The 21,259-nt window shown below is 60.7% G+C and carries 20 protein-coding genes and 1 other RNA gene; 12 read left to right on the top strand and 9 right to left on the bottom strand.

What is annotated here, in order from left to right; translation table 11 throughout:
* The first annotated feature begins 6 nt into the window (after positions 1 to 6).
* The 4 genes from LXM96_RS02670 to LXM96_RS02655 all read left to right on the top strand — a co-directional run bounded on the left by LXM96_RS02670 (position 7) and on the right by LXM96_RS02655 (position 4,368).
* Positions 7 to 1,119, top strand: a complete 1,113-nt coding sequence (locus LXM96_RS02670) for a tetratricopeptide repeat protein (RefSeq protein WP_394801880.1) — start codon at positions 7 to 9, stop codon at positions 1,117 to 1,119.
* A 273-nt stretch (positions 1,120 to 1,392) separates the two neighbouring features.
* Positions 1,393 to 2,193, top strand: coding sequence for an inositol monophosphatase family protein (locus LXM96_RS02665; protein ID WP_239996800.1), 801 nt, complete (start codon positions 1,393 to 1,395; stop codon positions 2,191 to 2,193).
* Between the two features lie 96 nt (positions 2,194 to 2,289).
* A complete protein-coding gene (locus tag LXM96_RS02660) occupies positions 2,290 to 3,333 on the top strand; it encodes a flagellar motor protein MotA (RefSeq protein ID WP_239996799.1) in 1,044 nt (347 codons plus the stop codon).
* Positions 3,334 to 3,336: 3 nt separating this feature from the next.
* Positions 3,337 to 4,368 carry a peptidoglycan -binding protein gene (locus tag LXM96_RS02655; protein ID WP_239996798.1) on the top strand — a complete coding sequence of 344 codons (1,032 nt, stop codon included), beginning with the start codon at positions 3,337 to 3,339 and terminating at the stop codon, positions 4,366 to 4,368.
* On the opposite strand, the gene LXM96_RS02650 is transcribed toward LXM96_RS02655, so the two are convergent.
* Positions 4,355 to 6,151 carry an ABC transporter transmembrane domain-containing protein gene (locus LXM96_RS02650; RefSeq protein ID WP_239996797.1) on the bottom strand — a complete coding sequence of 599 codons (1,797 nt, stop codon included), beginning with the start codon at positions 6,149 to 6,151 and terminating at the stop codon, positions 4,355 to 4,357. The genes LXM96_RS02655 and LXM96_RS02650 overlap by 14 nt on opposite strands.
* A gap of 182 nt (positions 6,152 to 6,333) precedes the next feature.
* Between LXM96_RS02650 and rpmE the strand changes: the two genes are divergently transcribed.
* Complete coding sequence (rpmE, locus tag LXM96_RS02645) at positions 6,334 to 6,555, top strand: 50S ribosomal protein L31 (protein WP_239996796.1); 222 nt, start codon at positions 6,334 to 6,336, stop codon at positions 6,553 to 6,555.
* Positions 6,556 to 6,671: 116 nt separating this feature from the next.
* On the opposite strand, the gene rcdA is transcribed toward rpmE, so the two are convergent.
* The 3 genes from rcdA to LXM96_RS02630 all read right to left on the bottom strand — a co-directional run bounded on the left by rcdA (position 6,672) and on the right by LXM96_RS02630 (position 8,980).
* Positions 6,672 to 7,184: a protease adaptor protein RcdA gene (gene rcdA, locus LXM96_RS02640; protein WP_239996795.1), complete on the bottom strand. Its 513-nt coding sequence runs from the start codon at positions 7,182 to 7,184 to the stop codon at positions 6,672 to 6,674.
* A 330-nt stretch (positions 7,185 to 7,514) separates the two neighbouring features.
* On the bottom strand, positions 7,515 to 7,709 hold the full coding sequence (locus LXM96_RS02635; RefSeq protein ID WP_239996794.1) for a DUF1192 domain-containing protein: 195 nt from the start codon (positions 7,707 to 7,709) through the stop codon (positions 7,515 to 7,517).
* Complete coding sequence (locus tag LXM96_RS02630) at positions 7,706 to 8,980, bottom strand: MFS transporter (protein ID WP_239996793.1); 1,275 nt, start codon at positions 8,978 to 8,980, stop codon at positions 7,706 to 7,708. Before LXM96_RS02630 ends, LXM96_RS02635 begins: the two co-directional genes overlap by 4 nt.
* Positions 8,981 to 9,199: 219 nt before the next feature.
* Here LXM96_RS02630 and LXM96_RS21545 point away from each other — a divergent pair, with 219 nt between their 5' ends.
* Positions 9,200 to 9,325, top strand: coding sequence for a hypothetical protein (locus tag LXM96_RS21545; RefSeq protein WP_262913450.1), 126 nt, complete (start codon positions 9,200 to 9,202; stop codon positions 9,323 to 9,325).
* Positions 9,326 to 9,445: 120 nt separating this feature from the next.
* Here the strand turns inward: LXM96_RS21545 and LXM96_RS02625 are convergent, their stop codons facing one another.
* From LXM96_RS02625 to tkt, 5 genes are all read right to left on the bottom strand, one after another.
* A complete protein-coding gene (locus LXM96_RS02625) occupies positions 9,446 to 10,342 on the bottom strand; it encodes a fructose bisphosphate aldolase (protein ID WP_239996792.1) in 897 nt (298 codons plus the stop codon).
* 218 nt (positions 10,343 to 10,560) lie between these two features.
* On the bottom strand, positions 10,561 to 11,757 hold the full coding sequence (locus LXM96_RS02620; protein WP_239996791.1) for a phosphoglycerate kinase: 1,197 nt from the start codon (positions 11,755 to 11,757) through the stop codon (positions 10,561 to 10,563).
* Positions 11,758 to 11,848: 91 nt separating this feature from the next.
* Positions 11,849 to 13,696, bottom strand: coding sequence for a potassium/proton antiporter (locus LXM96_RS02615; protein WP_239996790.1), 1,848 nt, complete (start codon positions 13,694 to 13,696; stop codon positions 11,849 to 11,851).
* A 228-nt stretch (positions 13,697 to 13,924) separates the two neighbouring features.
* Positions 13,925 to 14,926: a type I glyceraldehyde-3-phosphate dehydrogenase gene (gap, locus tag LXM96_RS02610; protein ID WP_239996789.1), complete on the bottom strand. Its 1,002-nt coding sequence runs from the start codon at positions 14,924 to 14,926 to the stop codon at positions 13,925 to 13,927.
* A gap of 62 nt (positions 14,927 to 14,988) precedes the next feature.
* Positions 14,989 to 16,971, bottom strand: coding sequence for a transketolase (gene tkt / locus LXM96_RS02605; protein ID WP_239996788.1), 1,983 nt, complete (start codon positions 16,969 to 16,971; stop codon positions 14,989 to 14,991).
* A 306-nt stretch (positions 16,972 to 17,277) separates the two neighbouring features.
* Here tkt and LXM96_RS02600 point away from each other — a divergent pair, with 306 nt between their 5' ends.
* The 6 genes from LXM96_RS02600 to LXM96_RS02575 all read left to right on the top strand — a co-directional run bounded on the left by LXM96_RS02600 (position 17,278) and on the right by LXM96_RS02575 (position 21,228).
* A complete protein-coding gene (locus LXM96_RS02600) occupies positions 17,278 to 17,550 on the top strand; it encodes a DUF4164 domain-containing protein (protein WP_239996787.1) in 273 nt (90 codons plus the stop codon).
* Between the two features lie 17 nt (positions 17,551 to 17,567).
* Positions 17,568 to 17,942, top strand: a complete 375-nt coding sequence (locus LXM96_RS02595; protein ID WP_239996786.1) for a cell division protein ZapA — start codon at positions 17,568 to 17,570, stop codon at positions 17,940 to 17,942.
* A 55-nt stretch (positions 17,943 to 17,997) separates the two neighbouring features.
* Positions 17,998 to 18,155, top strand: a non-coding RNA gene (gene ssrS, locus LXM96_RS02590) — 6S RNA.
* An 89-nt stretch (positions 18,156 to 18,244) separates the two neighbouring features.
* Positions 18,245 to 19,744, top strand: coding sequence for a sensor histidine kinase (locus LXM96_RS02585; protein ID WP_239996785.1), 1,500 nt, complete (start codon positions 18,245 to 18,247; stop codon positions 19,742 to 19,744).
* Positions 19,741 to 20,184 carry a response regulator gene (locus LXM96_RS02580; RefSeq protein WP_239996784.1) on the top strand — a complete coding sequence of 148 codons (444 nt, stop codon included), beginning with the start codon at positions 19,741 to 19,743 and terminating at the stop codon, positions 20,182 to 20,184. Before LXM96_RS02585 ends, LXM96_RS02580 begins: the two co-directional genes overlap by 4 nt.
* Positions 20,185 to 20,193: 9 nt before the next feature.
* A complete protein-coding gene (locus LXM96_RS02575; protein WP_239996783.1) occupies positions 20,194 to 21,228 on the top strand; it encodes a sensor histidine kinase in 1,035 nt (344 codons plus the stop codon).
* Positions 21,229 to 21,259: the final 31 nt, after the last annotated feature.

Below are 21,259 nucleotides of genomic sequence, written 5' to 3'. Positions count from 1 at the left end.
GCCCGTATGCGGTCCACATCCCACCCTCTTCGTCCTGGTATAGCCATTCTGGTCACCGCCCTTGCGGGCGCTCTGGCGGTTCCGCCGGTCTTCGCCCAGCAGTCGCCGCCGGCGGTAACGCGGCCGCTCGAGCGCGGAACCGAGCCCATGAAGAAGGGGCGGGTAGGGGAAGGCGAGGCGTCCGAGGAGCAAGCCGATGACCTCGATGCATCCGGCGGGGTGCAGCTTTATCAGAGAATGGGCGTCACGCTTCCGCCGGCGCCGCCCGAAAAGCCTTACGACGGTCCGATCGATGAGGCCTATGGAGCTTATCAGCGGGGCCTCTACGTGACCGCTCTTGCCAAGGCGTTGCCGCGTGCGGAAGAGGGAGATCCGGCGGCGCAGACACTGGTCGCCGAGATGGTGACCAAGGGGCTCGGTATCAAGCGCGATCCCAAGGCGGCTGCCTTCTGGTACGGGCAGGCCGCGGAGCAGGGCGACCCGGCGGCCATGTTTCAGTACGCGCTCCTGCTGATGTCCGGCCGCCATGTGGAGCGCGACAAGGCGAAGGCCGACGAGTTCATGCGCAAGGCCGCCGAAGCCGGCAATGCCTCCGCGCAGTTCAACTGGGCGCAGATCCTCGTTTCCGACAACCCGGGAGAAAAGGGGCTCAAGCTCGCGCTTCCGTTCTACGAGAAGGCGGCTGCGCAGGGACTGGCGGATGCGCAGTATGCCGTGGCGCAGCTTTATGTCTACGTCAGCGGATTGCCGGAGGAGAAGAAGAGCAAGGCGCGTCTATGGCTTGAGCGGGCGGCGAAGGCCGGCTTCGATACCGCTCAGCTCGACATGGGCGTATGGCTGGTGAATGGCACAGGCGGCGAGCGAGACTACGAGGAGGGTTTTCAGTGGATGCGCATTGCCGCCTTACGGGGCAATGTCGTGGCGCAGAACAAGCTTGCGCACCTTTACATCAACGCGCTGGGAACGCGGCCTGACCCAGTCCAGGCGGCCAAGTGGTATGTGCTGTCCCGCCGCGCGGGCCTCAAGGATCCCGAACTGGAGGATTTCTACCTGGGGATCAGCGAGGAGTTGCAGAAAAAGGCGATCGAAGCCGCAAATCTGTTCCAGCGCAGCCGCTGAACCGCGGGGTCTTGGCAGCCCGCAAAGGGCTGTCAGGCCGAGGGGACACAGATTGCCAACGACAGTGTCGCGAACTGGATGGGCGGTGCCTGGCTCTATCGTCGACGCCGAAAGCGCCGACGGATTGCGCAAATGACAATCCGGTTCCCGTGCAAGACTTGAACTTGCCCCGGTTTTATGGTCTTGAAGCCGCCCATCACTGCATAAGCCAAGAGATCCGTCCCGCCGCAACTCAGTGCGGGGCAAGCTTCCGCACTTCAAGGAATTTCCTGTATGGCTCGTTCCGCCCTTCTTAACGTCATGGTCCAGGCTGCCCTCAAGGCCGGTAAGTCGCTGTCTCGCGACTTCGGGGAGGTGCAAAACCTGCAGGTTTCCGTGAAAGGTCCCAGCGACTTCGTTTCGCAGGCGGACCTGAAGGCCGAGAAGATCGTGCGCGACGAACTGATGAAGGCGCGGCCAACCTATGGCTTTCTGGGGGAGGAAGGCGGCGAGGAGACGGGAACCGATGGGGCCCATCGCTGGATCGTCGATCCACTCGACGGCACGACCAACTTCCTGCACGGCATTCCGCAGTTCGCCGTCTCGATCGCGCTGGAACGGAACGGCGAGATCGTTGCAGGCGTCATCTTCAATCCGGCGACCGACGAGCTTTACACCGCAGAACGTGGCGGCGGTTCTTTTCTCAATGACCGCCGTTTGCGGGTAGGCGCACGCCGTGCCCTTTCCGACTGCGTGATCGGTTGCGGCGTCCCCCATCTTGGCCGTGGCAACCACGGAAAGTTCCTCGTTGAGCTTCGTCATGTCATGGGCGAGGTCGCAGGCATTCGCCGTCTCGGCGCAGCGGCCCTGGATCTTGCCTACGTGGCCGCCGGACGAATGGACGGTTTCTGGGAGACGGATCTGTCTCCCTGGGACGTGGCCGCCGGCCTGGTTCTGATCCGCGAGGCTGGCGGGTTTGTGAGCGACATGAGGGGCACCACCAATATCTTCGACAGCCGCAATGTCGTTGCCGGCAACGAATACGTGCAGAAGGCATTGCTTGAGGTGGTTAACCGCCCTGTGCCGACGCGCTAGGCCGGTTGAGGCGGCTGCGGGCGCTTCGGCACTTCAATTCGTCGCATTTTTCCACTAGCCTCCGGGCCAAACCTTACCAGGAGGCCGAGTCACAACATGGCGAATGCGAGAGTGGACGATCTGGACGAGTCGGAAACAGGCCGCGGCTACAGCCACAAACTCTCCAATCCCGTCCCCTTTCTGTGGACGATGTTGATCTTCCTCATCCTCGTCGGATTCATCGCGGCCATTCTCTACCGGCAGGCGCACAGCGCCTTCATGACAAATCCGGGGTTGAACGGCTTCATCCTTGGCGTCCTCATTATTGGCATCGTGCTGGTCTTCAACCAGGTGATCAGCCTCATTCCCGAAGTGCGCTGGTTCAATTCCTATCGAGCTGCGGGCAGTGCCGACCGGGTGGGGCGGGAGCCAAGGCTGCTCGCACCCATGCGGGCGTTGATCGGCCGTCGCCAGACCATGTCGCTTTCGCCATCCTCGCAGCGCTCCATCCTCGATTCGATCGGCACCCGCCTTGACGAGTCGCGCGAGATATCCCGCTACCTCATCGGCCTGTTGGTCTTCCTCGGGCTGCTCGGTACGTTCTGGGGCCTGATCGGCACAATCGGATCGATCAGCACCGTAATCCAGACGCTCGACCCCAATGGTGGGGATACGAATGATGTGCTGGCGGCCCTGAAGAGCGGGCTGACGGCGCCGCTTTCCGGCATGGGGACGGCATTCTCGTCCTCGCTCCTCGGCCTTTCCGGCTCGCTTATCCTTGGCTTTCTCGACATCCAGGCGGGCCGGGCGCAGAACCGCTTCTATACGGAACTCGAAAACTGGCTTTCTTCGCTTACCGATGTCGGCTTCGATCTTACGCCTGCGGCAAGCGGTGCGGGCACGCCTTCCTCGGAGGAGCTGAAGGCACTCACCGATCAGCTGCGCAAGCTGGCGGCAGTTCAGGCAAGGGCGAGCGATGGCGGACAGAACGAGAAGTCGCTGTCCGCCATGGCCAATCTTGCTGAAGGCATCCAGGGACTCGTCAAGAACATGCGCAACGAGCAGCAGATGCTGCGCGACTGGATCGAGGCTCAGCAGGAGGAGGCGAAAGCACTGCGCCGTACGCTCGACCGGCTCTCCGAGAAAATCGGGAGCAAGTAACGCATGGCGCTCGTGAAAAATCGTCGCCGGGAACGGGGGGTCGACTATTGGCCTGGCTTCGTGGATGCGCTTTCCACTCTGCTCCTTGCCATCATGTTCCTGCTTACGGTCTTCGTGCTGGCCCAGTTCATCCTTAGCCGGGAAATTACCGGTCGCGACGAGGTGCTTAACCGACTCAACAGCCAGATCGCTGAACTCACTGAACTCCTTGCGCTGGAAAAGGGGAACACCCAGGACCTCGAAGACACCCTTGCAAATCTGCAATCATCCCTCGCGAGTTCCGAAACCGAGCGGTCACGCCTTCAGGCGCTTCTCGATCAGGGGGCAGGAAGCAACGATGCGGCGAACAGTCGGATCGGGCAGTTGACGGAACAGCTCGATGAGGAGCAGCAGGTCAGCGCGCGTGCGATGAACCAGATCGAGCTGCTCAACCAGCAGATCGCTGCCCTTCGTGCGCAAATCGCGGCGGTCGAGCAGGCGTTGCAGGCGTCGGAATCGAAGGACCAGGCATCACAGGCGCAGATTGCCGATCTTGGTCGACGCTTGAACGTGGCGCTGGCGCAGCGGGTGCAGGAACTGAACCGGTACCGATCGGACTTCTTCGGGCGGTTACGGGAAATTCTTTCCGACCGTGAGAATATTCGCATCGTCGGCGACCGGTTCGTCTTCCAGTCGGAGGTGCTTTTCCCGGTGGGGGGCGCAGAGCTCGATGCCGCCGGTCGCGACGAAATGAGCAAGCTCGCTGCGGCTCTTCTGGAGCTGGCGCAGGAAATCCCGCCCGAGATCAACTGGGTGCTGCGTGTGGATGGCCACACCGACGCCTCTCCACTCACCGGAGCCGGCCGCTACGCGGACAACTGGGAACTCTCAACGGCGCGAGCAACGTCCGTCGTCAAATATCTGATCTCGCTCGGAGTGCCGGCAGAGCGACTGGCAGCCGCGGGCTTTGGTCAGTATCAGCCGATCGCCGAGGGAGACACGCCGGAGGCGCGAAACCAGAATCGGCGTATCGAACTGAAACTTACAGAGCGCTGACGGTATCGCGCTCTAGATCGTGGAACTGCAGGCGGGCGAGACGGGCGTAAAGTCCGCCCTTGGCGATCAGGGTCTGGTGCGTGCCTTCCTCGACGATGTGCCCCTCATCCATCACCAGAATGCGGTCCGCCTTGAGCACGGTTGCCAGACGGTGGGCGATCACCAGTGTGGTGCGATCCTTCATCAGACCATCCAGAGCCTTCTGGACCAGTGTTTCGCTTTCCGCGTCAAGCGCCGAGGTCGCCTCGTCGAGAAGCAGAACCGGCGCGTTGCGCAGGATTGCCCGAGCGATCGCAATGCGCTGGCGCTGGCCTCCGGAAAGAGTAATGCCACGTTCGCCAATCAAGGTCTCATATCCATGGTCCAGCTTCGAGATGAACTCGTTAGCCTGAGCGGCGATGGCTGCGGCCCTGACTGCTTCCCGGTTTGCCTCCGGTGCACCGAATGCGATGTTGTCGTGGATCGAGGCAGCGAAGATGGTGACGTCCTGCGGGACGATTGCTATCCGATCGCGTAACTGCTGGAGGGACGCCTCCCCAATATCGATCCCATCCAGCTGTACCGACCCGGAGACGGGGTCGTAGAACCGCAGCAGGAGCGAAAAGATGGTGCTCTTGCCCGCACCCGAGGGTCCGACGAAGGCAACCGTCTCACCAGGGTGGACGTGAAAGGAGAGGCCGTTCAGCGTTATGGTGTTCTGACGCGTTGGATAGGCGAAGGAGACCCTATCGAAGACCACGTCGCCGCGGGGCGGTGCGGGAAGGCTGATGGGGTCGGAAGATTCCTTAACCGCAGGTTCTTCGCGCAGGAGCTCCGTTAGCCGTTCGGCGGCGCCGCCTGCCTGCGAGAGCTCTCCCCAGACCTCGGAGAGCTGGCCCAAGGCGCTTGCACCGATGACAGAATAGAGAACGAACTGGCCGAGCGTGCCTGCGGTCATCGTTCCGGACAACACGTTCTGGGCGCCGTACCAGAGGATCGCGACAATGCTGCCGAAGACCATGAGAATCGCAAAACCCGTGAGCAGAGCGCGCGAGCGGATGGCAGCGCGTGCGGCCTCGAAGGCTTCCTCTACCGTTCCTGCATAGCGGCTGCTGGCCGCAGCTTCGCCGTTGAAGGCCTGGACAGTTCGAGCCGCGCCGACCGTTTCGGCGGCATAGGCTGAGGTGCGCGCCAGGGTATCTTGTGCTGCGCGCGAACGGCGCCGTACGGAGCGGCCGAAAGCGACGAGCGGGAAGACGATGATAGGGATCGCCCCCAGCGCCAGGCCGGAAAGTCTGGGGCTCGTGTAGATCATCATCCCCATGGCACCGAGGCACAGGATGGTGTTGCGCAGTGCCTGGGAGGCGGCAGATCCGAAGGTGGACTTGATCTGGGTGGTGTCAGCCGTCAGGCGGGACACGATCTCGCCCGACTGGTTGACGTCGAAGAAAGCCGGCGACAGGCTCGTGATCCGCGCAAAGACGTCACGCCGCAGATCGGCGACGACGCGTTCACCCACCGTGATGACGAAGTAGTAGCGGAGGGCGCTTGCAAGCGACAGCAGGACAGCGAGGCCAAACAACATGCCGAAGTAGTTGTTGATGAACGTGCCGTCGGAGATTGCAAATCCGTGATCGATCATGCGGCGGACGGCGAGGGGAAGGGCCAGGGTCGTGGCTGCCGAAAGGATCAGGGCAAAGAGGGCACCGAGAACAAGACCGCGATAGCGGGAGAGGTAGGGAAGGAGCCTCGCCAACGGCCCAATTGCCTTGCCTCTTGGCTTTTTGTCTTCTGCGTATGCCACTTTACCCTCTTACTCGCCCGCCTCTTTCTGAGGCCGACGGGCCTTGTGCTCCCGGCGCCCATCCTGTATAGGCTCCGCATCGAATTGGGAAGCCGTGGCCTTATGGTCTGCGGCTTTCATTTATTGAAGAGGGTTCGAGATCGCAATTGCGGCATATGGACCCGGACAGCAGGAATAGGGCCATGAAGACTGATATCCATCCCGAATACCACAAGATCAAGGTCGTCATGACCGATGGTACCGAATACGAAACCTTTTCCACCTGGGGTTCGGAAGGCGCCACGATGAACCTTGAAATCGATCCGAAGTCGCACCCGGCCTGGACCGGCGGCAACCAGCAACTGATGGACCGTGGCGGCCGCGTCTCGAAGTTCAACAAGCGTTTTGGTGGTCTCGGCCTCTAAGCCGATCGATCGTCCCCTTCATAAAAAGGCCCGATCCTTGACCGGGCCTTTTTCTTTGTCCGCGAACAAAAAAGCAGGCCGAAGCCTGCCCTTTCGATAGGTGGATTAATCTCGCCTCAGGCGCTGAAGGCCGTCTGTAGCAGGTTAAGCTGGGCGCGCACGCCGTTCTCGTTGTCAGGGGTGACCACAGCGTCCTTGGGTCGATAGATTTCACGATCGAGGATAGCGACACGATTCTGCAGGCGCAGGGACCGCTCAACAAGGTCCCGAAACCCTTCCGGCAGATCCAGCCAACCCGGGGCGTTCTTGTCGACATTGAAGCCGTCCAGACGCACCTTGTTTTTCTCGACCAGCACCTGATCCCGACTCATCTCGCCGTTGTTGACTGCGCGCTGTAGCAGAAGCCAGGACGCCATCTGCATGAGGCGTGTCGTGAGTCTCATGGATTCGGCCGCGTAGAGAACCGACGCGAGCCGAGGCAGAACCTTCGAGGCAGTGCGCCCGGGCCCATCCAAATAGGCTGCAGTCTCCTCGACCAACGACATCCCTTCGGCATAAAGCGCCTTGAAATGCGAGGAGGCGGCAGCGCGGCCTGCGAAGTTGACTGTGTTCAGTCCCTGTTCCGACATGAAGTTCACCTTGCTAACGCATCACTCGGGCAATGATGACGGGGAAAGAAAGTTCCGCGTCCGTGTTCTCGTAAGTTAAGATGAGGTTTATAGCGCCGATCGGCAAGCCGTTTATTAAGGAAGGGTTAATACCCACACTTTTGACGGTGCTGGAAAAAAAGAAGAGCCGCGAAAGCGGCTCTCAAGGTAAAACAGGGAGAAAGTCAGACCTCTTCGCCACGTGGTGAAACCGTCTGAGTCCGGGAGGCCCGGATGTTTCTTATCTTCCGCTTTGATGATTAAGATCCGGTTAAAGTCCGAATTGGTTTACCATTAATCTTTTCCGTTTCATCAAAGGCGAAAGAGACTTTCGGCAGCACTGCGACCGGCCGATTTCTTCTCCCTGTCGGCCTGAAGGCGCGTGATCTCGTTCTGTAGAAGGTCGATCCGCTGATCCAGGTCCTCGACAGAAAGTGAACTGAGGTCGCAGCCGACCTCGTGCGAATTTACCTGCTTCTTTGGCCTGTCGTCGTCGGCGATGCTCATGTCGGCTGCCTTTCCTCTCCATCCTCGGTGCCTTCCGTGGCACGAGGATTAAGCAGCAAGCTTTCAGGCGTGGTCAAGGAGGGAGCCAGTGCCGGAGAACCGGCATAGCTGTCGCGGTCTTCTACCGGCACCGGGGCACGCCGGCGGCTTCGGAAGATGGCATAGGCGGTCACGAGGACATGGCTTAGTGCCGTGACAGCGAACAGGGCATAGGGACCGAGCCACGTCATGACAGGGCCGCCGAGGGTGGGGCCGATGATGGTTCCCACGCCGTAGATGAGCAGAAGCCCCCCTGATACCTTGACGAAGTCTTCCGGAGCGGCGTGATCGTTGGCATGCGCGACGGCAATGGGATAAAGGGCATTCGAAGCCGCACCGTAAACCGCCACAAGCACCAGAATGACATAGACGTTTGCGGGTTCAAAAAGGCTCAATCCGAGACCAGCGATTGCTCCCAGCCCCGCAAGCGCCGCCAAGACAAACCGCCGGTCCATCCGATCCGAAAGGCGGCCTGCAGGAAACTGAGCAATGGCGCCCGCGAGGATGGTGACGCTGACCATGATCGCGATGCTGTCTTCCGGCAGCCCGGCGCGCGCCCCGAACACCGCCACCAAGGTACCATAGGCGCCGTTGGCGGTGCCGACGAGGAGGATGGCCACGAAGGAGACCGGAGAATTCCGATAGAGTGCTTTCAGGTCGAGTCGAACCCGTTTCAGCGGTTGCGGCGAGGCTGCCTTCGACACAGCAGTCGGAATAATGGCGAAACAGTAGAGAATGCCGCAGATCATGAACAGCGTCGGCGTGGAAATGTCGGCGAAGGGTACCATCATCTGGCCGCCGACGACGCCGAACAGCGTGATCGATATGTAGAAGGAGAAGATAGCACCGCGACTTTCATTCGTGGCTCTCTCGTTCAACCAGCTTTCGATAATCATGGAGGTGCCGGCGGTGCAGAAGCCGGTCACCGCGCGCAGGATCAGCCAAGCGGTCTGATCGACCAGGAGCCCGGTCAGCAGGACGTTGAGGCAAATCAGCGCGCCAAAACCCGCAAAGGCGCGCACATGGCCGATGCGGCGGACAAGATTCGGCGCCACGAAGCAGCCGACGACGAAGCCGGTCGCCCAGGTGGTGCCGATCAGTCCGAGGATTTCGTTGGAGTAACCTTCAAACGATCCGCGAACGGGCAGGAGAAGGCCCTGTAGTCCGTTGCCGAGAAACAGGAAGAGCGTGCTCGTCAGAAGCGCCAGGACCGGCAGCAGGTTACGTTGCATATGTAGTGGCCAACTTGTGCATCTGGGGACGTGCCTCGCGGGGCATATCGGGATTTATGTTGCAGGCAGCATCCATTGAGGATTAACGACCGGTAGCGCATTCCTGCCTATACGATTCGGTGCGTCGGCATTGGTGGCCACTAAACGTGACCAGCCTGTGACGACGGAACGGGAGAGAAACACATCTCGAAGCTGATCGGCATCCTGTTGCTCCTTGCCATGGCGGTTCACATCATCCGGCCGCTCGGCCTGCCTGGCTTGAAGCGTCGCGCCGATTTCTGGAAGGTCGCGGTGGCTGCCTTCGTGATCTGGGCGCTGGCGCTTCTAGCGCGGGACTTCACCTAGCGCGACTGTCACTACAGGCAACCAAAAAAGGCTGCTCCGTTTCCGGCGCAGCCTTTGCTCATAACGCAGCGGTGGTTGATCGGCCAACGGTTCGGCTGGCCGCAGCGTCTTGTGACCCGATCAGGCCTTGTTCACGCTGGCAGCATAGATCTGATCGATTGTTTTCGCGAGGCTCGTGTTGAACTCGTCGTCGCTCATCGAAACGCGCAGCTTTTCCGTCAGCGCGCGCGAGAAGCTGGCAATCATGCCGCGGTTGTGGCTGAGCTTCTCGCAGGCATCGGCCGTGCTGTAGCCGCCGGAAAGTGCAACGACGCGGATGACGGACTGGTGGGCCCCCAATGGAGCATAGAAATCCGCAACGGTCGGGATCGTCAGTTTCAGCATGACATTCTCGCCTGCCGGAAGCTTGTCGAGCTGCTCGGCAATTGCATCACGCAGAATGACTTCGGCTTCCTGCTTGGTGGGGCTCTTGATGGAGACCTCAGGTTCGATGATCGGCACGAGGCCCTGGCCAATGATCTGGCGACCCACCTCGAATTGCTGCTTTACAACGGCCTCGATCCCATCCTTGTCAGCATGAGCGATGACCGAACGCATCTTGGTGCCGAAGATTCCCTTCTCGCGCCCGCGGGTCAGGAGAGCATTCAGCTCGGGCATGGGCTTCATCAACTGGACGCCGCTTGCTTCGGCCTCCAGCCCCTTGTCGACCTTGAGGAACGGCACGACGCCGCGCTTTTCCCACAGGTAGGAGGGTACTTCCTGTCCCTCGACATCACCGTCCATAGTACGCTCGAACAAGATGGCGCCAATGACCTTGTCGCCCGTGAAGGCCGGCGCGCTCATGATGCGGACGCGCATCGCGTGCATCAGGCGGAACATCTCCTCCTCACTCTGGTAGTCGGATTCGGAAACGCCGTAGAGGCTCAATGCCTTAGGTGTTGACCCCCCGCTCTGGTCCAGCGCCGCGATGAAGCCAGGCGCAGAGCTCATTTTGTTCAACATCTTTGCGTCCACCATGTCCCACTCCTATCCCAAAATTGGCGCGATATGCGCTCATCTGCACTGTATTCCGAGGCTATCAATGGCCGATAACAGATGTGGGGCGGAAGTAAATCCTGGGGTAAGTCATTGAAACGATTGAATTCAATTCAATCGTTTCAAACGGCTAAATATTTCAGATGTTGTTGACGAAGGCGCGGAACGGCCTATTTCTCGTGCCTTCGACAGATCCTCGACTAGCGGCTGAGCACGGAGACTCCAGGTAGCTCCTTGCCTTCCATCCACTCCAGGAAGGCGCCGCCGGCTGTAGAAATATAGGTGAAGTCGTCGGCGACACCGGCATGGTGGAGGGCGGAAACCGTGTCGCCGCCGCCGGCCACCGAGACAAGCAGCCCGGAACGGGTCTGCTCCGCCGCATGGCGCGCTGCAGAGACCGTTGCAGCGTCGAAAGGCTCGATCTCGAAGGCGCCGAGAGGACCGTTCCAGACGAGCGTGTGGGCCTTGGCGATCCAGTCATTGACCTTTGCCACTGACTTCGGCCCGACGTCCAGCACCATGGCATCGGACGGAATGGCGTCGATGGCCACGATTTCGTTGGCTGCGCCGGCCTTGAACTCCCGTCCGACAACACCGTCCACCGGCAACACGATAGAGCACCCGGCGCCTTCCGCCTCTGTCATGATCTTGCGGGCAGTGTCCGCGAGGTCGTGCTCGCAAAGCGATTTTCCGACGTCGATCCCTTGGGCCGCCAGGAAGGTGTTGGCCATGCCGCCACCGATCACCAGAGCATCAACCTTCTTCACGAGGTTCATCAGCAGATCGATCTTCGTTGAAACCTTGGCGCCGCCGACAATCGCGACGACCGGGCGCGAGGGATTGCCGAGTCCCTTTTCCAGCGCCTCCAGTTCCGCCTGCATGGTGCGGCCGGCATAGGCGGGCAGGTGGCGAGCAAGGCCTTCGGTCGAGGCATGGGCGCGATGGGCGGCGGAGAACGCGTCGTTGACGTAGATATCGCCGTTCTTTGCCAGAGCCGCGGTGAAGTCCGGATCGTTCTTTTCCTCGCCCTTGTGGAAGCGGGTGTTTTCCAGAAGCAGGATGTCGCCGTTGTTCATCCTGGCGATCGCCTCCTCGGCCGGCGTGCCGATGCAGTCGGGGGCGAAGAAGACCGCGTGGTCCAGCACGTCTTCCACGGCAGGCGCGATCAGCGATAGCGACATGTCGGCAACCGGCTGGCCCTTCGGGCGACCGAAATGGGCCAACAGGATCACCTTGGCACCCTTCTCGGAAAGCTCGCGGATCGTCGGAGAAACGCGCTCGATGCGGGTCGCGTCCGTCACCCGGCCTTCGGAGACGGGAACGTTGAGATCGACGCGCACCAGAACGCGCTTCCCGGCGATGTCGTTGAGGTCGTCGAGTGTTTTGAACGCAGGCATGGAATGGGTTCTCGTCAGCTTGAAATTGCGAAGCGGACCATACTATTCCTGATGTTTGGCGCAAGGCGAAGCGCCGGCTTTGCGTCGATCGTTAGTCCTGCGGAGGTGTATGTGGCGTGTTTTTGCTGGAGACCGACTTGCCCCGGTAGCGGCGCAGCTGATCGCGTACCCGGTGCGCGATCTCGCGCATGTTAATGAAGACCGGCAACGCGGTTGCTGGCTCCACGGGCTCCAGAGAAACGCCGACCGCTGCGATCGCGTCATGTTCGTCGAGGTCGCGGACGATCAGGACGACGGAGCCGAAACGGACGCGATCGGCATACTCCGCGCGCCCGCCCAGACGGTGGGTCATGAGGTCGGCGATGGTCATGTTCTGCTCGGTCGAGGAAAGCAAGCCGGGCCCATAGGCGGCGTCGAGCTCCCGCGCCGGGCGCGATGGTGAAACCGAGAACGCCCCAAAGAAATCCTCATCATCATCTTCCACCGGAACCCGGCTGGCGAACAGCCGGTCGAGCAGCCGGATGTAAGTCGGCGTGACGAAGAGATAGACTTGGTCGTTTTCCTGCAGTCGGCCCGCATACTGGTAGCGCATGCTGCGGCCATCGCGGATCACGAGCGACGGCATGGCCCATCGAGGCACCCGTTCGCCGCGAAGCACGGGACTGTCCTTCATGACGCGGTAGGACAGAAGTTCGTGCGTCGACTTGCCCGGCAGGTCGAGCTCGATCTTGTCGATCTCGCCCATGCGTGGACGGATGATCAGGCCGAGCTTCTGTGCCATAGGCTTAATGGTCCAGCCTTGCAGCAACAACGAGACCAGAACGACGATAAAGGCGGTGTTGAAATAAAGGAGCCCGTTCTCCAGACCTCCCAGCAAGGGCATGATTGCCAGCAGGATAGAGACAGCGCCACGCAATCCAACCCAGGCGATGAAACCCGTTTCCTGTTGTGTCATCTGGAACGGCAGGAGACTGAGCCACACGGCAAGGGGGCGCGCCACGAACACCAGGAAGAGCGCAAGTCCGACAGCCGGCAGGATGATCGAGGGGAACTGCGACGGCGTTGCGAGCAGCCCGAGCACGATGAACATGACGATCTGCGCAAGCCACGTCAGCCCGGCGTGGAAGCGCGCGATGGACTCGCGCGCGAACATCTCCCGGTTGCCGGAATAGATGCCCGCGACATACACCGCCAGAAAGCCGCTGCCGCCAATGGCTCCGGTGAAAGCGAAAACCAGAAGCGCGAGCGCCAGTACGAAGATGGGGGCAAGACTTCTGTCTCGGGTGAAGTGATTGAGGATCCATACGATCATCATCCCGCCGAGAAAGCCGAAGACAAGGCCCAGCGCCATCTGCTCGATGAAGAGCAGCGCAAACTGAGTACCCAGCCCTTCAAAGCCTTGGCCGCTGGCGATCAGTTCCACCAGTGCAATCGTGAGGAAGATTGCCATCGGGTCGTTGGTCCCGGATTCAATCTCGAGCGTGGAGCGAACCTGCTCGCGGATGTTGATGCCGCCGATGCGCAGGAGGAAGAACACGGCGGCTGCGTCCGTCGAGCCGACAATCGAGCCCAGAAGAAGCCCCTCCAGCCAGGTGAAGTCGAGAAGCAGCATCGCTGCAAAGGCGAAGATGGAGGCCGTTACGAGGACGCCGAGCGAGGCGAGGGTGAGCGCTGGCCAGGCGGCGACGCGGAAGGAATGCGTAGAGGTCCCGAAACCGGAATCGAACAGGATGATCGCCAGCGCCAGCGAGCCGACCATATAGGCGAGAGCAAAATTATCGAAGGCAATGCCTAAGCCGTCGACACCGGCGAGGAGCCCGATCGAAAGGAAGACGAGAAGCAGGGGAGCGCCAAAGCGGAAGGCGATAAGGCTGGAAAAGGCGGCGGCGAGCACAAGGATGGTGCCCACCAGCAGAAATAGATAAAACGCCTCCACCATCGTGGCCTGTTCCTCTCCTTAAGGCTCAACAATCACGTGATCGCCTTCGCCCACGGCACTTGGTGCCGCCAGCTGACAGAGCCATCATATCTTGAAAGTCCGCGAGCGGACGAATCGATCCAGAGATAGTAAAGGCGGGAACAAATCGGGCAACAGAAGGGCGGCCACAAAAGAAATGGCGGCCCGAAAGCCGGACCGCCATCTGTTTGAAGGAACTGGCTGAGCGTCTTAGATCAGCTTGCCGAGGGCAAGTGCAGTATCGGCCATCCGATTGGAGAAGCCCCACTCGTTGTCGTACCAGGCCAGGATCCGCACGAGGTTGCCTTCCAGCACCTTTGTCTGGTCGCCCGAGAACGTCGACGAGTGGCTGTCGTGATTGAAGTCGATTGAGACCAGCGGCTCTTCCGTGTAACCGAGGATGCCCTTGAGTTCGCCCTCAGCAGCAGCCTTCACCGCAGCATTGACCTCTTCCTTCGTCACATCGCGGGAAGCAACGAATTTGAAGTCTACGACAGAGACGTTCGGTGTAGGAACGCGAATGGAGGAGCCATCGAGCTTGCCCTTCAGTTCAGGCAGAACCAGGCCGACCGCCTTGGCCGCACCGGTCGATGTCGGGATCATCGAGAGCGCCGCAGCGCGTGCGCGGTGCAGGTCCTTGTGCATAGTGTCGAGGGTCGGCTGATCGCCCGTATAGGAGTGGATGGTCGTCATGTAGCCCTTCTGGATGCCGAACTCGCGATGGAGAACATAGGCAACCGGCGCCAGGCAGTTAGTGGTGCAGGAGGCGTTGGAGACGACCAGATCATCCCTTGTCAGGCTGTCGTGGTTGACGCCGTAGACGATGGTCTTATCTGCGCCGTCGGAAGGTGCCGACACGAGAACGCGCTTGGACCCGTTGGCGAGGTGCAGCGAAGCCTTCTCCTTGGAGGTGAAGATGCCCGTGCATTCCATGGCGATGTCGATATCGCCCCATGGAAGCTCCTTCGGGTCCTTAACCGCCGTCACCTTAATTGGGCCGCGTCCTACGTCGATCGTATCGCCCGAGACAGTGACCGTCCCGTTGAACCTGCCGTGCACCGAGTCGTAGCGGAATAGATGGGCGTTAGTCTCTACGGGGCCCAGATCGTTGATTGCGACCACTTCGATGTCGGTGCGTCCCGATTCAATGATGGCGCGCAGAACGTTGCGTCCGATACGGCCGAAGCCGTTGATGCCCACTTTCAATGTCATTTCCAGATACTCCCGCTAGTCTGTCTTAACGTCTGGTTGAACTGCTGACGAGCGAACGGCTTTCAGGAAAGTCGCTTCTCTGCCGCTTCCACCACGGCTTCTGCCGTGATGCCGAAATGCTTGTAGAGTTCTTTCGCCGGGCCGGAGGCGCCGAAGGACTTCATCCCGATGAAGACGCCGTCGGACCCGATGATGGCGTCCCAGCCTTCTCGCACAGCGGCTTCGATCGCAATTTTGATCGGAGAGGTGCCGATGATGGCCTCACGATAGGCATCCGGCTGCTCCATGAACAACTCCACGCAGGGCACTGAAACAACACGGGTTGCAATATTGCGCTGCTCCAGCATGCCGGCTGCCTTTACGGCGATTTCGACTTCGGAGCCCGACGCGAAGATCGTCACTGGCGCGTCACTCGACGAGATGAGGTCATAGGCACCGTTGGCACAAAGGTTCTTCTCGTCATATTCCTTGCGCACCGGAGCAAGGTTCTGCCGGGTCAAGGCCAGGCCTGAAGGGCGGCGCTTTTCCTTCAGTGCGAGCTGCCAGCACTCGGCTGTTTCGGTTTCATCGGCAGGACGGAAGAGTAGCAGGTTCGGGATGGCGCGCAGCGCGGCGAGATGCTCGACCGGCTGGTGTGTGGGTCCATCCTCGCCGACGCCGATCGAATCATGCGTCCAAACGTGGATGACCCGAATCCCCATCAGCGCCGCCAGACGGACGGAGGGGCGGCAGTAGTCGGAGAAGATCAGAAAGCCGCCGGCATAAGGAATGAGGCCACCGTGAAGGGCAATGCCGTTCAGAGCAGCGGCCATTGCGTGCTCGCGGATTCCGTAGTGGAGGTAGCGCCCCTTGAAGTCTGTCGGCGTGATCGCCGTCATCTGGCTGGTCTTGGTGTTGTTCGACGGCGTTAGGTCTGCGGAGCCGCCAACCGTTTCCGGCAACAGGCCGTTGATCACCTCAAGCACGTCTTCGGACGCCTTGCGCGTCGCCACCGTGGGGTTGTTCTCCGCGACCTTCTTCTTGAAGGCATCGATCGCGCTATCGAAGCCGCCCGGCAGATCGCCAGCGAAGCGACGGACGAATTCGGCGCGGATTTCGTTCGAAGCTGCCGCCAAGCGATCGTCCCACTCCTTGCGCGCCTTGGCCGAACGCAGACCCGAGAGGCGCCACGCATCCAGCACGTCGGCCGGAACGCTAAAAGCTTCCGCATCCCACTCCAGCGACGCGCGCGCGGCCGCGATTTCCTCTGCGCCAAGCGGATTGCCGTGCACCTTGTGCGTGCCCTGCTTGTTGGGCGCACCAAAGCCGATCACCGTTTTGCAGGCGATCAGGGTCGGCTTGTCGGAAAGATGGGCCGTCTCGATGGCTGCGGCGATTGCATCCGGGTCGTGGCCGTCAACCGAGATCGTATTCCAGTTGACCGACTTGAAGCGGGCGATCTGGTCCGTGGAATCGGACAAGGAAACCGCGCCGTCGATGGTGATCGAGTTGTCGTCCCAGAAGAGGATCAACTTGTTGAGTTTCAGGTGGCCCGCAAGTGCGATCGCCTCCTGGCTGATGCCTTCCATCAGGCAGCCGTCACCCGCCAGCACATAGGTGTGGTGGTTCTGCAGGTCGGAGCCAAACTCCTGGGAAAGCTTGCGCTCGGCAATGGCCATACCGACGGCGTTGGCGATGCCCTGCCCAAGCGGCCCAGTTGTCGTTTCGATGCCTGAGATATGGCCATACTCCGGATGGCCGGCGGTCTTGGACCCGAGCTGGCGGAACTGCTTGATGTCCTCGATGGTGATGTCGTCGTAGCCCGTGAGGTAGAGCAGCGAATAGAGGAGCATCGAACCATGGCCGGCGGAGAGCACGAAGCGGTCGCGGTCCGGCCAGAGCGGGTTCTTCGGATCGAAGTTCATGAAGCGGGTGAACAGAACTGTCGCGACGTCGGCAGCACCCATCGGAAGGCCTGGGTGACCCGAGTTGGCCTTTTCCACGGCATCCATGGAAAGGAAGCGGATCGCATTGGCCATCCGGTTGTGTTTTTCGCGAGAGATCATGACTATTCCGCTGATTTTCCGAGTGTCGTTCACGGTCTTCGGACGGACCGCGTGAAAGCGGCTGATCCTTATCAGGTGCAACGCGCAAGTCAACAAAAGCGCCCCGCGATGGCGCCCTTGCCGTTGCAGGCGAGCGGGTTTGCGAATTCTTCCGCCAAGAGCAATCCTCTCCCGTTTTTCGTCATTCACAAGATTGAGCGTCGCTGGAACTGCAGCTTTGTTGACCAGCCTTCGCACGGCGAATAGTTTGCGGGTTCAGTCAGATCGGCGCAAAAGCCGATTCGCCACTTCAAACGGAAGACGTGAATGCCGGCGGAAAAGACGTTGGATCAGGCGCTTGCAGAGCTCAGAGGTGCCATAGGCGGTCTTGAGAACGCCGTCGACATGCGCATCGAGCACCAGCGCCAGAGCGCCGATGCCGAGGGCGAAGTTCGCAGAGTCCATGAGGATCGGGCGCGGCTGGCACAGGAACTCGACCAGTCCGAGTTTCGTGCCAACCGGCTGGAAGAGGTAAACCGTGAGGTATCGCGCCGGCTCGTCACCGCCATGGAGACGATAAGAGCGGTTCTTGACCGCTAACCGTTGAAGGAAACGTTATGGCTCAGGTGACGGTTACGATCGACGGGAAGGCCTATCGCATGGCCTGCGAGGAGGGGCAGGAAGACCATCTCACCGACCTTGCCGGCCGTCTCGACCAATATGTCGCCCACCTCAAGAGTCAGTTCGGTGAGATCGGTGATCTGAGGTTGACCGTCATGGCGGGCATCATGATCATGGATGAACTGGCGGAAGTAAAGCGCAAGCTTGCCGAGCGTGAGGCCGAGATCCACCAGGTGAGGTCCACCCTTGCGGGGGAGACGGAGCACCAGCAGAGCAACGAAATGGTGTTGGCGTCGACACTCAGTGAGCTGGCGGGCCGCATTGAATCGCTGACAGGAAAACTGTCGGGAAGGAGCGTGCCGGTGAATTAGCCGGAATGCGCTTGTGAGCTCTGGCGAAGACCGCGATTCCGGCATATATATGGAGTGCGGTCTGCGCCTCACGACAGGAACCACAATCCCTGGGGCCATACTCGATCCAAAGGGAGCTGTCCCTGACCAGGCCCGTGGGCTTGGACATATGGCGCCCACCTACGTTTGTAGGCACCCAGGATCGTAACTCTCCATCGGTTGCGTGGATCGCACCAAGCCGCCGCCCGGCGAAGACGTCCGGAGGCTTGACTTTGCAGCTGGCGCAAACGAGGTTCCCCCGGCCTCCACATTTCCGGGACCCCATGCCGCTCAACACCAATACCTTTGCCCGCTCGTCGCTGCTCATGCTGCTCGTCGGCGCCGCCATCCTCATCGGGATCGTGCTGTCATCGCTGTTTCAGGCGCGAATGACGCAGTCCTATTTCACCAATGTCATCCAGTTACGCAATGCCCGCGCGGCATCATCGGACATGCTGGTTCTTCTGTATGCGGCCGAGACGGGGCAGCGCGGGTATCTGCTGACGCAGAATCGCGCCTTCCTGGCGCCTTACGAGCAGTCCCTACAGGAGCTTCCGCTTCGTATGGAGCGGCTAAGGACAGCGCTGGAAGCGGAGACATCGGTAAGCGACTCGATCGCCCGAATCGAGTTCCTCATCAACGAGAAGCTCAATGAGTTGAGGCAGACCGTCGAGATGGCGGAGAGCGGGGACGTTTCAGGAGCAGTTGCGCTGGTGCGCGCCGATTATGGCCAACAGGTCATGAACGAGGCTCGCCAGAACCTGCAGGATCTCATCCGGTCCTTCGAAACACGGCTCGATGCGGGGGTGGAGGAGCTGTCGGCTTCGGCCGTTTCGATGCAATGGTTTGCCATCGGCGGCGGCATCGTCATCATTGCCGTCGTGGGTGGGGCGATACTCATCGTTGCCCAGCATGTGCGCGAACTGTCGCGAGCCCGAGGGGTGGTCGAGGAACTGAACGCAAGTCTGGAGGAGCGAGTCGAGGAGCGTACCGAGGACCTGATGCAGGCCAACCGCGAGATTCAGCGCTATGCCTATATCGTTTCCCACGATCTGCGCGCGCCGCTCGTCAACATCATGGGCTTTACCAGCGAGCTCGATGCGACGCTCGCTGCGGTGAAGGCTTATGTGCTGGCGGACGGAGACGTGCTGACAGAGGACCAGATCCGCGAGGCCCGCCTTGCGGTGGAGGAGGATCTGCCGGAGGCAATCGGCTTCATCCGCTCCTCGACGAAGAAGATGGATGGCCTGATCAACGCGATCCTGAAGATTTCGCGCGATGGACGTAGGGAGCTCAAGCCGGAGAGCATCAACCTTTCCGAGCTTCTGGAGAACACTGCGGCCAGCATCTATCACCAGGTAGATGAGGCTGGCGGTGAGATCCGCATCGCCGTCGGCGGCGCGCGCGGGATGGTGTCCGACCGGTTCTCGCTCGAGCAGATCTTCGGCAATCTTTTCGACAATGCCGTCAAGTACCGGCACGCCGACCGGCCGCTGCATCTGGCCGTGCGTGCAATGCCGGCCAAGCGCAATGGCGTGCGGATCGAGGTCGAAGACAACGGCCGCGGCATCGCGCCGGAGGATCACGAGCGCGTCTTTGAACTTTTCCGCAGATCAGGGGTGCAAGACAGGGCGGGAGAGGGTATAGGCCTCGCCCATGTCCGATCGTTAGTCAGAAATTTAGGTGGCGAGATTACCGTGACGTCAACTTTGGGGGGCGGGTCCACTTTCATCATCCGTCTGCCATCGGACTTGTCCCAGTTTGTCAGGAGTAGCGGGTCATGAAAGCTGCAGCAAAAGAAGTCACCATCGTCATGGTTGAAGACGATGAGGGCCACGCGCGTCTCATCGAGAAGAACGTCCGGCGCGCCGGCGTCAACAACGAGATCGTGCCGTTCACCGACGGCAATTCCGCGCTTGACTTCATTCTCGGCAGCGACCGCACGGGCGCCAGCACCCAAGACCGCCACCTGTTGATCCTTCTCGATCTCAACCTGCCGGACATGTCAGGCATTGACATCCTCGAAAAGGTGAAGTCCAACCCACATGCGAAGCGCCTGCCGGTTGTCATCCTGACCACCACGGACGATGAGCGGGAAATCCAGCGTTGCTACGACCTTGGCGCAAACGTCTACATCACGAAGCCTGTGGACTATGACAGCTTCGCCAATGCCATCCGTCAGCTCGGCCTGTTTTTCTCTGTGATGCAAGTGCCGGGGCAATAACGGAAGCAGATGCCGCAAACCGTTCTTTATGTCGACGACGATCTCGCGCTGGCACGCCTGGCGCAGAGGCATCTGGGTCGTGCCGGCTATGATGTCGTTCATGCCGCGGATTCGGCATCGGCATTGGCTGCGTTGGCAGAGGGGTCCTTCGGCGCCATCGTGCTCGACCACTACCTGCGTGCTGAGACCGGTCTACAGATCCTGTCCATGCTCAAGGAGCGTGAGATCGTCCTGCCGGTCATCTACGTTACCGGCTCGAGCGAAGCGACGATCGCGATCGAAGCGTTGAAGAACGGTGCCTCCGACTATGTCATCAAGACGGTCGGTGAGGAGTTCTGGCCCCTGATGGAAAGCGCGTTGCGGCAGGCGCTTGCCAATGCGGAACTGCGCAAGGCGAAGGAAAAGGCTGACCAGGAGATTCGCCTGGGCAAAGAGCGGGCGGAAGTCCTGCTGGCCGAAGTCAATCACCGCGTCGCCAACAGTCTTGCACTCGTTGCTGCCCTCATTCGTCTGCAGGTGTCGAACAGCAAAAGCGAGGACGTCAAGGAGGCGCTGACAGAAACACAGGCGCGCATCACGGCGATCGCCGGCATGCATCGCAGCCTCTATACGTCGGATGACGTCCGGACTGTGGAGATGGACAAATACCTTGGGACCCTCGTCAAGGAAGTCCAGAACTCCGTCAACATGGAACAACAGGGCCCGACCATCCAGCTAAAGGCGGATCCGCTCTCGCTGTCATCCGACCGGGCCGTCTCCGTCGGCATGATTGTCACCGAACTTCTGACCAACGCCATCAAATATGCTTATCCCGAGGGTGGCGAGGGGGACGTCCGCGTCGCGTTCACGGCGCAATCGCCGGAACAGGCGCTGCTCGTCGTGGAGGATGACGGCATTGGCTGGAGGGAAGGGGATACGCCACAGGGGACGGGTCTCGGCAGCCGGATTGTCAAGTCGATGGCAGCGACGCTGGGGTCAACCGTTGAATACAAATCACTGTCAAAGGGGACGCGGGCGGAGTTGATCCTGACCCTTCAGACGTAGCACGCCGAAGGCCCGGGGCCATTGCAATGGC

It is taken from the genome of Rhizobium halophilum (genome assembly GCF_021648825.1).
Lineage (GTDB): Bacteria > Pseudomonadota > Alphaproteobacteria > Rhizobiales > Rhizobiaceae > Neorhizobium > Neorhizobium halophilum.
The sequence above is the reverse complement of the archived record's forward strand: the minus strand, read 5'-3'. Positions and strand labels throughout refer to the sequence as shown.